General features: G+C 62.9%; 12 protein-coding genes and 1 riboswitch. Of the genes, 5 read left to right on the forward strand and 7 right to left on the reverse strand.

All coding sequences use genetic code 11. The annotated features are described in order from the left end of the window. Nucleotides 1–61: 61 nt before the first annotated feature. From B2246_RS22030 to B2246_RS22055, 6 genes are all read right to left on the reverse strand, one after another. On the reverse strand, nucleotides 62–1,399 hold the full coding sequence (locus B2246_RS22030; RefSeq protein ID WP_286881059.1) for an EAL domain-containing protein: 1,338 nt from the start codon (nucleotides 1,397–1,399) through the stop codon (nucleotides 62–64). A 399-nt stretch (nucleotides 1,400–1,798) separates the two neighbouring features. Beyond that, nucleotides 1,799–3,112 (reverse strand): hemolysin family protein, encoded by a 1,314-nt coding sequence (locus B2246_RS22035; protein ID WP_286881060.1) that lies wholly within the window; start codon nucleotides 3,110–3,112, stop codon nucleotides 1,799–1,801. 114 nt (nucleotides 3,113–3,226) lie between these two features. Then, the gene (locus tag B2246_RS22040; protein ID WP_008651238.1) at nucleotides 3,227–3,574 is read right to left on the reverse strand and encodes a HigA family addiction module antitoxin; all 348 of its coding nucleotides are present in this window, start codon (nucleotides 3,572–3,574) and stop codon (nucleotides 3,227–3,229) included. Between the two features lie 9 nt (nucleotides 3,575–3,583). After that, nucleotides 3,584–3,868 carry a type II toxin-antitoxin system RelE/ParE family toxin gene (locus B2246_RS22045; RefSeq protein WP_286881061.1) on the reverse strand — a complete coding sequence of 95 codons (285 nt, stop codon included), beginning with the start codon at nucleotides 3,866–3,868 and terminating at the stop codon, nucleotides 3,584–3,586. Nucleotides 3,869–4,044: 176 nt separating this feature from the next. Beyond that, the gene (ppk2, locus tag B2246_RS22050) at nucleotides 4,045–5,196 is read right to left on the reverse strand and encodes a polyphosphate kinase 2 (protein ID WP_008651240.1); all 1,152 of its coding nucleotides are present in this window, start codon (nucleotides 5,194–5,196) and stop codon (nucleotides 4,045–4,047) included. A gap of 1 nt (nucleotide 5,197) precedes the next feature. Beyond that, nucleotides 5,198–5,416 carry a YdcH family protein gene (locus B2246_RS22055; protein WP_008651241.1) on the reverse strand — a complete coding sequence of 73 codons (219 nt, stop codon included), beginning with the start codon at nucleotides 5,414–5,416 and terminating at the stop codon, nucleotides 5,198–5,200. A 310-nt stretch (nucleotides 5,417–5,726) separates the two neighbouring features. On the opposite strand from B2246_RS22055, the gene B2246_RS22060 reads away from it, so the two are divergent. The 3 genes from B2246_RS22060 to B2246_RS22070 all read left to right on the forward strand — a co-directional run bounded on the left by B2246_RS22060 (nucleotide 5,727) and on the right by B2246_RS22070 (nucleotide 8,370). Continuing rightward, the gene (locus B2246_RS22060; RefSeq protein ID WP_286881063.1) at nucleotides 5,727–6,617 is read left to right on the forward strand and encodes a helix-turn-helix domain-containing protein; all 891 of its coding nucleotides are present in this window, start codon (nucleotides 5,727–5,729) and stop codon (nucleotides 6,615–6,617) included. A 66-nt stretch (nucleotides 6,618–6,683) separates the two neighbouring features. Next, nucleotides 6,684–6,845: riboswitch (FMN riboswitch) on the forward strand. A 124-nt stretch (nucleotides 6,846–6,969) separates the two neighbouring features. Further along, nucleotides 6,970–7,656, forward strand: coding sequence for a 3,4-dihydroxy-2-butanone-4-phosphate synthase (gene ribB, locus B2246_RS22065; protein WP_008651243.1), 687 nt, complete (start codon nucleotides 6,970–6,972; stop codon nucleotides 7,654–7,656). Nucleotides 7,657–7,779: 123 nt separating this feature from the next. Continuing rightward, complete coding sequence (locus B2246_RS22070; RefSeq protein WP_286881064.1) at nucleotides 7,780–8,370, forward strand: surface-adhesin E family protein; 591 nt, start codon at nucleotides 7,780–7,782, stop codon at nucleotides 8,368–8,370. 83 nt (nucleotides 8,371–8,453) lie between these two features. On the opposite strand, the gene B2246_RS22075 is transcribed toward B2246_RS22070, so the two are convergent. Continuing rightward, entirely contained in the window at nucleotides 8,454–8,855 is a 402-nt protein-coding gene (locus tag B2246_RS22075; protein WP_008651248.1) for an RT0821/Lpp0805 family surface protein, read from the reverse strand. A gap of 449 nt (nucleotides 8,856–9,304) precedes the next feature. On the opposite strand from B2246_RS22075, the gene B2246_RS22080 reads away from it, so the two are divergent. Then, nucleotides 9,305–10,891, forward strand: coding sequence for a glucan biosynthesis protein G (locus B2246_RS22080; protein WP_040011278.1), 1,587 nt, complete (start codon nucleotides 9,305–9,307; stop codon nucleotides 10,889–10,891). Beyond that, a complete protein-coding gene (mdoH, locus tag B2246_RS22085; RefSeq protein ID WP_008651250.1) occupies nucleotides 10,864–13,470 on the forward strand; it encodes a glucans biosynthesis glucosyltransferase MdoH in 2,607 nt (868 codons plus the stop codon). Before B2246_RS22080 ends, mdoH begins: the two co-directional genes overlap by 28 nt. Nucleotides 13,471–13,670: the final 200 nt, after the last annotated feature.

The following is a 13,670-nucleotide window of genomic DNA, read 5'->3' on the forward strand; positions in this document are numbered from 1 at the left end:
TGTAAGTCCATCTGTACTGCAATTGATGTGATCCGCGCGTTGCGCCACACCTCAATGCCGGTTAGACCAAATTGGTTGGCCGAAGGAGCTGGCGAGCGCGCTCGGCCACGGCTGCGTGGGTCTGCACCAGCCATTGCGCGGGAAAGGGCTGCGCCAACAGATAGCCTTGCACGCCATCGCAACCCCAATCGCGTACGGCCTCAAGCTGGGAGCGAGTTTCCACACCCCGGGCATGGACCGCCACGCCCCGCGACCTGGCGAACACACATGCCGCGCGCAACAACGAGGCAGCATCGCGCGCCTGCGCCGAACTACCCAGATGCCGTGCATCGAGCATCACCATGTCGGGTGCGACCAATGCCAGCGCGTGCCGGCTGACCTGGTCATCCGTGAAATCGGAGAGGGAAATCTGGATGCCGCAGTCATGCAGTCGTGCGGCTTTCTGCGTGGCATCGGCAACTGCCCCGATGCACTGGACCGGCACCTCCACGCAGAGACGGTCCGGGGAGATACCGGATGTTTCCACAGCGCGCTGCAGCATGGTGATCGCATCGTCGGCCAGGAGCTGCGGGCTGGACGCCAGCAGCGTGAACTGGACCTTTGCCACATGTTTGGATTCCTGGATCAATTGCAGCAGTTGCTGCACCAGCCAGTGGCCGACCTCGCGCATCATGCCGAGCGCTTCGACGGCTGGCAGGAAGTCCTGCGGCGAAATACGCCCAAGCACTGGGTGATGCCAGCGTAAACGCACTGTATAGGCGGCAATCTCCGCTGTGTCGAATAGCGCACGAGGCTGCAACTGCAGGCTGAACTCGCCGCGTGAAACGGCCTCGGGCAGGGCCGCCAGCAGAGTCACCATGCGCGGGGTAACGGGCTGACTGGCATTGGCAATGCCACCACCGCCACGTCGGTTGATCTGTAGCATCGCATCGAACGCCTGCTGCAGATTGCGTTCGGTGGCGCTTTCCGGGCTATCGATGGCAGTGCCGATGCTGCACGAGAGGAATAATTCGAATCCGTCGACCGAGTAGGGGAGCCGCAGCGCCGTCGCAATGCTTTGGCTCAGTTCGGCCATCTCTTCAGTGGTTGCCGGCAGCAGGCAGGCGATGCCAAGGTCGGCCGGACTTAGCCAGTGCATCACGGCGGGCATGACGCCGACACCGGCTATGCGGGATTTGACCTCAGCCCGCAGCAGGCGGGTGCGCCGGCTGCCGATCGTTTCGCAGGCAAACTGAAAACGGTCCAGGCGGACGATCACGATCGCCAGCGGGTGTGCGGTTCCAATCTCGGCGCGATGCCCGGCAAGCGCTGCCAGAAAGGCGGCGGGTTGGGACTCGGACAGCGCAGGCTCGCGGTCGTGGTCGTCCCCCCAAGGCGCGTCTTTGGCTTCAGAGTCCATCGAATACGTTTGCTGGCAGCAAGTTCATGTTAGGCAATAGCCGCCGGCGATACCGCGACTGCGTTCCGTCCTGATGTTCTCTTGCCCGGCGCGCTCCGGTGGTGCGGCAGGGTCTATTGGGTGTGCGCGGCCGCACTACCTATGCACGGCTGGTCAGATAATACGGCAGGAACCTGCGAGATCGTAATTCGACGATGCTGGCACAGGCATATCGTCGCAGCGAAAGTTGATCTTGAGCAATATCGGGATTGCCCGGCTGTCGCGTATCTTGAACACGGCAGTGGCGAGCGATTAACACACTTGGTTTGGAACAAAAGAAAACGGACACCGAAGTGTCCGTTTTGATCGATCTATCGAAATGATCGGATCGGGTCAGGTATCGCCGATCAGTATTGCCGATCAGCCGGTGGTGTCGGGCTCGGGGCCGTCCTCCGCCGGTACGCGAGAGGCCAGCACCTTGTCGATGCGCTTGCCGTCCATGTCGACAATCTCGAACTTCCAGTCCTCCCACTGCACGGCGTCGGTGGTTTGCGGCAGTCGACCCAGCAGCAGCAGGAGCATGCCTGATAGCGTGTGATAACGCTCCTTGGCCTCTTCCGGCACCGCCCGCAGGCCGATGCGGTCCTTGAGTTCGGGAATCGGGATCAGTCCGTCCAGCAGCCATGAGCCGTCGTCGCGCTGCACGGCCCATTCGTCGCCGGCCGCATCCGGCTTGAACTCGCCGGTGATCGCTTCCACGAGATCCTGGAGCGTGACGAGGCCCAGTACTTCGCCGTACTCGTCGATTACGAAGGCAACTTGCCCGCCGGACGAGCGGAAGTTCTCGAGCAGTTCCATGCCGGTCACGCTTTCGGGCACAAACACCGCTGGCTGCAGCACGGCCGTCAGCTCGGCCTTTTCGCCGCGCAGGCGCTTGGCCAGCATTTGCCGGGCGCTGACTACACCGAGAATGTCGTGCATCCCGCCGCGTACCACCGGAAAGCGGGCGTGGTCCGATTCCTCGATGCGGCGCAGGTTCTCGTCCTCGCTCGCCTCGACGTCCAGATAGACCACATCGCCACGAGGCACCATCAGCGAAGCGAGTTGGCGGTCGTCGAGGCGGAACACGTTGCGCACCATCGTGTGCTCCTGCTGCTCGATGATGCCGGCCTCCGAGCCTTCTACCAGTAGCGCGTGGATTTCCTCCTCGGTAACTGCCGGACCGCGATTGGCTTTCACACCAAGCAGGCGCAGCACAAGGCGGGTGGAGCTCGACAGCAGCTTGACGAAAGGCGTGGAGGCAACGGCCAGGAACGAAATCGGGCGGGCGGCCATCCGGGCAATGGCTTCCGGCGCAAGCTGACCCAGCCGCTTGGGCACCAGTTCGCCCAGCACGATGGAGAAATAGGTCAGGCCCGCCACGACGATCGCCGTGGCAACGTATCCAGCCGTAGTGGCTGAAATACCAAATCCCTGAAGCCATACGCCAAGTGGCGCCGCCAGCGTGGATTCACCAACCACGCCGTTCAGCACGCCGATCGACGTAATGCCGATCTGGACCGTCGAGAGGAAGCGGGTAGGGTCCTCGCCCAGTTTCACGGCCGCCATGGCGCCCCGGTCGCCCTCGTCGATATGGCGCTGGAGGCGGGCCTTGCGAGCCGTCACAAGCGCGATTTCGGACATGGCGAACAGCCCGTTCACCAGAATGAGCGCCAAAAGTATGGCAATTTCCATCAGGGTGCGCGCCCTGTGCGCGCGGGAATTGAAAAGTCAGAGCATACCATCGGCATGTGACGGGATACTGCCTCGGTGGCGTAAGCATCACTGTCGTGGCGGCACAAGGGCAGATCATGCCGTCAGCGGCTGGATGTCACGCTCGATGATCGACCCGGCAGCCGCGCGCGCCAGCCGCAGTGCATACGCGGTCTGGAGGCCCGCCCAGAATTCCGCACTAGTGCCGAAATAGCGGGCCAGCCGCAGGGCGGTGTCTGGCGATATAGCTCGCTGACGCCGCACGATATCGTGAATTCGTTGCGGCGCCATATGCAAGGCCACCGCCAGTGCTTCTGCCGACAGTTCGTTTGGCGCCATGAACTCGGTTTCCAGGACCTCGCCAGGGTGTGCAGGCGGGATCGGCCGGCCGGTGGCAATGCTGCGAAAATCCGAGCGCCGCAAGTCTTCGCGCTTGATTGTCATGCGCGCTCCTCATTCCTCGTATTCGGCGATGCCGACGTCCCACGCTTCGCCGTTGATGAAGCGAAAGCAGAGATGCCACGGACCTTGAATGCGCACGCGCCAGTGTCCACGGCGCTTGCCGAGAACGGGTTCCAGCCGGTTTGCGGGTGGAGCGACCATATCGGGAAGAGACGACGCAGCGTCAAGGATCGCGAGCTTGCGCAGCGCGTCGGCCTGAATGTGAGCGGGCAGTGTGTGAACGGACTGGCCGCAATAGATGGTGGCCGTTGTCTTGTCGGAGAGCGAGCGGATCATGATGGTTGGCGGTACGGTCAGTCATTGGTTCCGGGATGGAGCCATCGTACGAATCGCGCACCATTACCAATATGGGATGAATCTGAAACCCCGGATTCCCGAGGTTCTGAATCGTGGATGCGAAAACGCCCACCGGTACCGGTGGGCGTTCCGAGGCCGCCGCTATCCCGTTTCGCTCAACCTGCCAGCGCACGGCCTACGACGAGCGGGTCGACCAGGCCGACATGCTCCGGGCTGCGATTTGTATAGGCAAAGCGATGGAGCACGACGCGCATCGCGTTCAGGCGCGCCCGTTTTTTGCAGTCCGAACGGATCACGGTCCAGGGGGCGTCAGCGGTGTCCGTACGGGCGAACATCGCTTCCTTGGCCTGGGTGTAGTCTTCCCATTTGTCGAGCGAAGCAAGGTCGACCGGACTCAGTTTCCACTGCTTGAGCGGATGGACCTGACGCTCCTTGAAACGGCGCCGTTGTTCCTTCTGGCTCACGGAGAACCAGAATTTGAACAGATGGATGCCGCTGCGGACGATGTGCCGCTCGAACTCGGGTGCCTGATACAGGAAGTCGTGATACTCGGCATTGCTGCAGAAGCCCATCACGTGCTCGACGCCTGCGCGGTTGTACCAGGAGCGATCGAACAGCACGATCTCGCCGGCTGCCGGCAAGTGCTGGATATAGCGCTGGAAATACCACTGCGAACGCTCGGTGTCAGTGGGCTTTTCGAGCGCCACTACGCGCGCACCGCGTGGGTTCAGATGCTCCATGAACCGTTTGATCGCGCCGCCTTTGCCGGCCGCGTCGCGTCCCTCGAACACGATCACCACGCGCTGCCCCGTTTCGCGCACCCACGCCTGAAGCTTCAGCAACTCCACCTGCAGGAGGTACTTCTGCTTTTCGTAGTTGCGGCGCGACATCAGGTTCTGATACGGATACGTGCCTTGGCGCCAGGTGGCTGACAGTTCGTCGTCAGGATGGCGCTTCTTGCCGGCAGGCCACGTCGAGGGCTCGCCCTCGAGGATCAGGCGGCGCAGTTCGGCGGCCTCGTCGGGCGACAGCCCGTCCATGACCGTGCGGACGGTGGCAAGGACAGTATCCGGGTCCTTGCCGGCGACATCGGCCAGCATGTCACGCAAGCCACTGGCCACGAGCACCCTGGCGGCTTCTGCGCCATCGCGCACAGCGTGGAGTTCGGCCGAACGCGCCGAGTTGGTGGGAAGAACGTCCCCCTTGCTGACCGGACGCTCGTCGGCAATGGAGCCTGCAAGCGGTTGTGCGGCGTCGACGGCCTGAAGCCCGTCGTTGGCCGCCGCGTTTTTCTTGCCGATGGCCATGTTAGTTTCCGGCGGTCTTGCGAAGAATCACGTACAACTGATCCTTCAAGCGCAGCTTCTCTTTCTTCAGGTTTTCAATGGCTTCATGGGTTCCGACGACGATGCCGCTTTCCATGTTCTTGATCTGATGATCGAGATCGTTGTGGAGGTTGAACAGACGGGAAAAGTGGGCGTCTTCAGTCTTGAGGCGGGAGATTTCTTCGCGGTATTCCGGGAACATGTTGTGTCCTGTTAAGCGGGGGTGAGGGCGAGAGACTGTGCCGATTGATTACATTTTGTGTAGTTGGCGGCAGCTTGGAATTGACGTGGGTCATGCTTATTGCGGCGCTCACGAAGAATCAGACATTTCCTTGTGAGGACAACGAAGCCCGCGGTGGGCTGACCTCGGAACGCCTCGCTATCACTGTCGATCGTCAATAGTCCGCGCGCTCATGGCCGCAATAGCGGCGTTTGCATGGCGGATGACTGAATTACAACGATTACCTTTGAGGTAGTCGCCCGGGTATGGCCGGCGTGCTGTAATGCCTCCCATGGATACGCTCACTCCCGGCTCTGAAGCCGCCCTCGATTTCCCCGGCCTGCTGCGCTACTGGCGCGGAAAGCGCGGCTATAGCCAGCTTGCCCTGTCGTTGGCGGCCGGTGTGTCGCAGCGCCATATCAGCTTCCTCGAGTCAGGCCGCGCCCGGCCCAGTCGTGAGATGGTGCTGGCGCTCGCAGAACGCCTGGGCGTGCCCTTGCGGCAGCGCAACCGGCTGCTGCTGGCCAGCGGCTACGCCCCGGCCTATAGCGAGCACGCGCTGGCCTCGCCTCCGATGCAGATGGTGCGGCACGCCATCGCGCTGATCCTGGCGAAACAGGAACCGTATCCCGCCGTGGTGCTCGACCGGTTCTGGCACCTGGTCGATGCCAATCAAGCCTACCGGCGCATGCTCGACAAGCTGCTGCAGGGCCGCAAGCCAGCCACGCTGGACGATGCGGGGGGGCGACTGAACCTGATGCTGGCGGTGTTCGATCCCAACGGTCTCTGGCCTGTGATCGAGAACGCGCGGCAGGTGGGCCGCTATTTGCTACGGCGCGTCTGGCAGGAACTGCAGGTACAGGCGCAGGACCAGACCGCGCGCGAGATCCTGCGGCGGATCGCCGAATGGCATCCGGACATGGTCGGGCCAGGAGGCGTCCTGCTTGTCGAGGACGATCCGGCCGAAGGCACGCCGCCGCCCGTGCTGCCGGTGGCGCTTCATGCCGGGCGATTCCGTGCATCGCTGTTCTCCACGCTGACCACGCTGGGTATTCCGCAGGATGTCACCCTGCAGGAACTGCGGATCGAATGCTTCTATCCCGCTGACGACGCCACAAAGGCGGTATTCGAAGCGCTTGCGGAGGTGCCGGCAAATCCATTGGCAGCATCGACGAATCGCTGAACAGCTAAAAAAGCACAGTCGTGCTAAGATCGTCGCGCCGCTGCGAGGTCTCTCGCGGCGGCATCGTTACGTCTTCAGGGCGGGGTGTAATTCCCCACCGGCGGTATGTGGCCGGCGCCATTGGCGCATTGTCACGAGCCCGCGAGCGCCCACGCTCTCCGCGTGGGGTCAGCAGATCTGGTGAGAGGCCAGGGCCGACGGTTAAAGTCCGGATGAAAGAAGATGGGCGGAATTCGCATGACCCCATGCGCGCGCGATGTCGTCCACTGCGTGCCGTCGGGGTGTCTTTGCCGTTCTCGCTGATCATCCCCTGAAACGCCCATCCATGGAAATCCACGCACGGAGCGTTTCAATGCTGACCCTTACCAAATCCACCAGCTTTCCCGATTCCCCCGCCACGCTGGCGCCATCCGATGCCGACACGCGTCCACTGGCCGAGCGCATCGTGCAGGCCCTCGATGCGATGCGGGATGGCCGTCCGGTCGTACTGCTCGACGATGACGATCGCGAGAACGAGGCCGACCTGATTCTTGCGGCGGAGCGGCTGACGAACTCGAACATGGCCATGATGATCCGCGAATGCAGCGGCATCGTCTGCCTGTGCCTCACGCCGGAGAAGGTGCGGCAACTCGGCCTGCGGCCGATGGTCGAGAACAATCGCAGCCAGTACGGCACTGCGTTCACGGTATCGATCGAGGCGCGTGAAGGCGTGACCACCGGCGTCAGCGCGGCGGACCGGATCACGACCATTCGTGCCGCCATCGCCGATGAGGCAGGTATAGACGCCGTGGTGAGCCCCGGACACGTGTTTCCGCTGGTGGCAGTGGAGGGGGGCGTGCTGGCGCGTCGCGGGCATACCGAGGGCTCGGTCGAGCTCGCGCGTATGGCGGGCCTGTCGCCGGCCGCGGTGTTGTGCGAGCTGATGAATCCCGATGGCACGATGGCACGCCGGCCCGAAGCGCTGGCGTTTGCCGAGATGTACCAGCTGCCGGTACTGACGATCGCCGATCTGGTGGCGTGGCGGGAAATTAACGGCTGACCAACCGCAAACAAATGACGCGGCGCTGGTCCCAAAACGATGCAGATCGATCAAGATCATCGTCGCGCGCGAATGCTGTGCGAAAATGCGGGGGACTTTTTCCCGTCCTTACGAGGGTTCCCAATGTTCTCCCGCTTTATTTCACGCGCGGCGCTGCTCGCCGGCGCGTGCCTTTGTCTTGCCACGCCAATTGCCTATGCGGAATCGGATGGCATGGGTCCAATGACCCCTCCGATGCCCAATCCTGCGGTGCGCCCGGTAGCAGCCGGCGCTCTGTATCAATGCCAGGGCCCGAATGGTGGCACCGTGTTTCGCGCCTCGCCGCGTGAAGGGTGCACATTGGTGGCCTCGCCCGATCCGGCCGCACCAGACCCGCAACGCTGGATGCCGCTGATGGGCGCCAGTGGCATGGTTTCCTATCTCGATCAGACAGCCATCCGCCGGCGCGGCACCGAAGTGGGCGTGGTACTGGTGCATAACGCACCGGCCGGTGTCATCAAGACCGCCAGTGGCGACACGATCCGTTCATCGCTCAAGCGCATGGTGCTTAACTGCGCGACGTCGATGTATGCCGTGATCGAGCAGACCCTCTACAACAAGCGCTACGCGCGCGGCGAATCGCTCTATACGATTCGCGGGCCTCAGGCCGGGATGCCCCAGCCGGCAGCGCCCGGCACGCTGGCCGGTGAACTAATCGGCCGTCTCTGCCACTGAGCATTCGCACGGCGTATTCGCCTACCCGGCCGACCGCGGGAGTGCTAACCGGCACTCCGCGTCGGCCGGTGGCCTATCAGGCGTCAGTCCTGGACTTGACGCGCCTTCCAGGTGCCATTCGACTGCTTGCAGAACCAGCCTGACCAGGCCTCGGTGGCGCTTCCGCGCTTCAGTTCCGATTTCAGCCGGCGGCAGGATTGGCCCTTGTCCGTCTTGGTGGCGATCGGGCTGACCGTGCCATCCACGGCCTGACGACGACCCTCGCCGGGGTAATGCCATTCCACGACCTGGTTGTCTTCCGTGTCGTTGAGTGCCTTGCGCACGGTTTGCTGGAGTGAGGCAACTTCCTTCTTGTTCAACGTGCCCACGATGCTGCCGGACAGGTAATTGTCGAAGTAGGCCAGGGCCGGCTGGCTGGCGCCAAGCAGCAGGGCGCAACCTGCCGTGGCTGCAATGGCAAGGCGGAAATGACGCCGGAAGGACATGACGGTTCCTTGTGAAGTGACATTGTCGATGGGCCGATTGTAAGCGCGTGGTGACGGATTGCGTGCAAAGGAAGGGCGTCCGCGGCACATTCGTCGATGCGGCCGTTAACGCCTGGGGCCACCTTGTCAAACCATGACCTATGCTTGACTTCAACCCGCAAACGCTTGTCCGGAGCGGCTTTCAGCCCACAGGTGTGACATTTTGTTGCAAACGTTGCGACACCGAAACGTGACTTTTAAGGCTCGAATTGTTAAGGTTTCGCATCGCAATGCAACAAAGCCATCAAACCTGTCCTGCGGTGGGCCTATCTGGCACTGGCACGGATATGCCGACGCGGGTGTCGTTGCGCAGCACCCTGGCTCATCTCTTGCTGCTTCCGCATGTTGAAGATTCACGATCCGGCCACATGATCGGGTCGCTGCTTCCGTTAACCCACTCCCGGGCCTTCATGACCGCCATTACACCTTCGATTCGCCACGACCAGATTCCGAACGCCGCGCCTGCGCGGCGCTTATCGGCGAGGATGTCCGGTCTTGGGCGGTGGATTGGTGGTGGTTTGCTGGCGGCGATGGTGGTGACTGCCCACGCGTTCGACTTCGAGACCGTGGCGGCACGCGCGCGCCAGTTGTCGGCGTCGCCGTACAAGCCGGTGAAACACGACTTGCCGCGCGAACTGAAGGACCTTCCCTACGAGCGTTATCGCGAGATCGAGTACAAGCCCGAGCGCTTCGCGTGGCGCGGCCAGCGGTTGCCGTTCGAGGTGTCGTTCTTCCACGAGGGCATGGTGTTCGACCAGCCGGTGAAGATCAACGAGGTGGTCGGCAATAGCGTGCGCGAATTCCGATTCGATCCTTCCGCGTTCAACTATGGCTCTCATCGGGTGGATCCGGCCAAGCTCAAGGGCCTTGGGTTTGCCGGTTTCAAGCTGCTTTACCCGCTGAACCAGGGCAAGCGCAAGGATGAGCTGGCGTCGTTCCTGGGCGCAAGTTACTTCCGCGCGCTGGGCAAAGACCAGTGGTATGGCCTGTCGGCCCGCGGCTTGGCGGTCGACACGGCCTTGAACTCGGGCGAGGAGTTTCCGCGCTTCGTCGAATACTGGATCGAGCGACCGGCGGCCAACGACAAGCAGCTGACCATTTACGCGCTGATGGACTCCCGTCGAGTGAGTGGCGCGTACCGCTTCGTCATCAAGCCCGGCAACGAGACCGTGATGGAAGTGAAGTCACGTCTCTTTCTGCGTGAGAACGTGACCAAGCTGGGTCTGGCGCCGCTGACGAGCATGTATCTGTTTGGCGAGAACCAGCCGTCTCAAGACACCGACTACCGGCCCGAGGTGCATGACTCCGATGGCCTGTCGGTGCAGCTTGGTACCGGTGAATGGATCTGGCGTCCGCTGGTCAACCCCAAGCGACTGTTGGTGACATCGTTCGCCGCCACCAATCCGCAAGGGTATGGCCTGATGCAGCGCGATCGCAGCTTCGACAACTACCAGGAGATCGGAGCCTGGTACGAGCGCCGTCCGAGTGCCTGGGTGGAGCCGAAGGGTAACTGGGGTTCTGGCCGCGTGGAGCTGGTGCAGATTCCAACGCCCGACGAGACCAACGACAACATCGTCGCGTTCTGGGTGCCCGACAGCCCACCCAAGCCCAAGCAGGCATTCGATTACGAGTACCGCCTGAAGTGGCAGAAGGATGGCGAGAACCTGCCGCCGCTGTCATGGGTCACGCAAACGCGCCGCGGGCAGGGCCTTACGCGCAAGCAGGACGACACCAGCTTCTCGCTAATGGTGGATTTCGAAGGCCCGGCCTTCAAGAAACTGCCTGAAGACGCGAGACTGGATGCAGTGATTTCGGCGGACGCTAATGGCGAACTGCTCAAGACAACAGTCCAGCGCAATGAGGCCACGGGTGGCTGGCGCATGACGATGTTCATGCGGCGCAAGGACGAGAACAAGCCGGTTGAGTTGCGCGGCTATCTTCGCAACGGCAATACGACCCTATCCGAAACATGGAGCTACATCTTACCCCCAGGCTAAAGCAGTTACCGGCCCAGGCGGCGGCAGTATGCGAGCGCTATGTCGATCGTCTGCCGGCTTCGCCCGAGGTACGTAACGAACTGCTGGCCGATGCCCTGTCTCCGGCCGTGTCGAGCCTGCCGGCCGAGGGCATTGAAGTGCCGTCGGCGATGACGGAGTTGCAATTGCGCCTGGCTGGGCGCGACCCGAAGGAGAAGGACATCGCGGATCTGAATACGCGGACTACGGCCGGTGGTGCTGCATATGCCTCGGTGCCCCGACGCTTCGCGATGGCGTACGGCAATCCACAGGTCGATGGTGCTCCGTTGCTGCAGCGGCGGGACGATGGCACCGTGCGTGTGGACACCGGCCCGGAGCCGCAGCGCGCGTCCATGGTTCCGCGTCAGTGGCCACCGCATGTGATCTCCGGCTGGATTCGCAATAGCTGGCGCAAGATGCTGGGCCGGCCGCCGGTCCCCGAAACTTGGGATACGCTGCACGACGGCCCGGATGCCGAAGGCAAGTGGCATCCCGCAGGTTCGCATCGCCGCTGGTTCCTGCTGGCGCTGGTGGTCATCCAGACCGCGCTGGCCACGTATTTCATGGCGAAGGTACTGCCGTATCACGGCGCGGATCCGCTCGAAGTGGCGATCCTGGTGCTCTTCGCGGTGCTGTTCTCGTGGGTGTCGGCTGGTTTCTGGACGGCGATGATGGGCTTTCTGGTGCTGGCCAAGGGCGGCGACCGCCATCTGATATCGCGCAGTGCCGCGAGCGATGCGCCGATCGATCCCGCAGCCCGCACGGCCGTGATCATGCCGATTTGCAATGAAGACGTGACGCGCGTCTTTGCCGGTTTGCGCGCGACCTACGAATCTCTCGAGCGCACCGGCGAGCTGCAACATTTCGATTTCATTGTCCTGTCCGATAGCGGCAATCCCGATCTGCGCACGGCTGAACATGACGCGTGGATGGAAGTGTGCCGTGCCGTAGGCGGCTTCGGCCGCATCTTCTACCGCTGGCGTCGCCACCGCGTGAAGCGCAAGACCGGCAACGTGGCCGACTTCTGCCGCCGCTGGGGCAGCAAGTATCGCTACATGATCGTGCTCGACGCTGACAGCGTGATGAGTGGCGATTGCCTGGCCACGCTGACGCGGCTGATGGAGGCCAACCCGGGCGCGGGCATCATCCAGACCGCGCCGCTCGCGGTTGGCCGTGACACGCTTTACGCGCGAGTGCAGCAGTTCTCCACCCGCGTTTACGGCCCGCTATTTACGGCTGGTCTGCATTACTGGCAACTTGGTGAATCGCACTACTGGGGCCACAACGCAATCATTCGCATCAAGCCGTTCATGGAGCACTGCGGCCTGGCGCCGCTGCCGGGCAAGGGTCCGCTCTCTGGCGAGATTCTGTCCCACGACTTCGTCGAAGCAGCGGTCATGCGCCGTGCGGGTTGGGGCGTGTGGATCGCATACGACCTGCCGGGCTCGTTCGAGGAATTGCCGCCGAACCTGCTCGACGAGGTCAAGCGCGACCGCCGCTGGTGCCAGGGCAACCTGATGAACTTCCGGCTCTGGATGAAACAGGGCTTCCACGCGGTGCACCGCGCGGTGTTCCTGACCGGCATCATGGCCTATGTGTCGGCGCCACTCTGGTTCCTGTTCCTGCTGCTGTCCACGGCCGCGCTGGCCAAGCACGCGCTGGTGCCGCCCGAGTACTTCACCAAGCCGTACCAGATGTTCCCGACCTGGCCGGAGTGGCATCCGGAAAAGGCGCTCGCGCTGTTCTCGGCCACGGCTACGCTGCTGTTCCTGCCCAAGCTGGCCAGCGTGTTGTTGCTGCTCAAGGACGCCAAGCAGTATGGCGGTGTGATGCGGCTGTTCATTAGCATGTTGCTGGAGATGACGATGTCGGCCCTGCTGGCACCGACGCGCATGCTGTTCCACACCAAGTTCGTGATCGCAGCCTATAGCGGCTGGGGGATCTCGTGGAAGTCGCCACCGCGCGAGGACGCCGAAACCACCTGGGGCGAGGCATTCCGTCGCCACGGCTGGCATACGCTGCTGGGGCTGGTGTGGGGCGCGGGCGTCTACTGGATCAGCCCGGGCTTCATCTGGTGGCTGCTGCCAATCGTCGGGTCGCTCGCGCTGTCGATTCCGTTGTCCGTGATGCTGTCGCGGGTCTCACTGGGTCGAGCCGCGCGTCGCGCGGGCCTGTTCATGATTCCCGAGGAAACGGTCGTGCCGCGCGAAATCGTGGAGACGCAGCAGCACGTGGAGAATGCACAGGAGGTGCCGGGATTCGTTGATGCCGTGGTCGATCCGGTGACCAACGCGCTGATGTGCGCCACCGCTACCGCGCGCAAGATCCAGCCGGAGGCGGCACGGCTGCAACACGCGGCGCTCGTGCAGCACGCGCTGACGAACGGGCCGAAGTCGCTTTCGGCCGCGCAAAAGCATGTGTTGCTGGGCGATCCGTTCGCGCTGGCCAGGCTGCATGAGCTGGTTTGGGGTTCGCCACTGGCGGACAGCGCCTGGAAGGAAACGCGCGTGCTGATGCGCCGGGCCCCGAACGTGTTGCCATTGCGTCCACGTGCGGCCTGAGGGACGCATCGCTGGAAACAAGAACGGCAGGCTTTGAAGCCTGCCGTTTTTGTTTGTCCAGCATCCGGATGCGAAGGGGAGACCGGCCTCTTTCCAGCCATGCCGTGGCGCCATATTCGCCCGGGCTGCGACCTGACACTCCATGGCATCTTCGCGCGAAGCGACCACGGCAGCATCGGTTCTAGGATGGAACTCTGGCC

It is taken from the genome of Cupriavidus sp. UBA2010 (assembly GCF_002335265.1).
GTDB lineage: Bacteria > Pseudomonadota > Gammaproteobacteria > Burkholderiales > Burkholderiaceae > Cupriavidus > Cupriavidus metallidurans.